The organism is Marinitenerispora sediminis (assembly GCF_003336425.1).
Classification (GTDB): Bacteria; Actinomycetota; Actinomycetes; order Streptosporangiales; family Streptosporangiaceae; genus Marinitenerispora; species Marinitenerispora sediminis.
In genome coordinates, this window is sequence record NZ_QEIO01000389.1 from 1 (window position 1) to 357 (window position 357).

Below are 357 nucleotides of genomic sequence, written 5' to 3' on the forward strand. Positions count from 1 at the left end.
CCCCGCCAAGTTGGCCGCCGTGGAGGCGGCCTACGGCCTCGACGGCGGCAGCATCCAACGCTTCCTTGCAACCGGGGCGCCCCTCACGCCACCTGTCGAGGAGGTGGCGTCGCAGTGGAGGGGTAACGAGCACACCGACGACGACCTGCGCGATAACGAGTCGCTGAGTATCGAACCCCGCCCCGAGTATGGCCCGGGGGCCCGACGCTGGGAGCTGACGGTCACCTTTCCCGACGATGAACTCACGGCCGGCAAGGTCTTTGTTCGAACTCCGCGGGTGGAGATCCTTGCGTATCTGCGACGTCAGATCGAGAGGATCCGCGCTCAGGGTTGAGGCCGACACCGTTCCCCGCTTGC

1 protein-coding gene is annotated in these 357 nt (G+C 66.9%); it reads left to right on the forward strand.

All coding sequences use genetic code 11. The features are described 5' to 3' along the window. Positions 1 to 334, forward strand: a 334-nt coding sequence (locus tag DEF28_RS26945; protein ID WP_233515568.1) for a hypothetical protein, incomplete at its 5' end; no start/stop codon positions are given. Between the last annotated feature and the right edge of the window lie 23 nt (positions 335 to 357).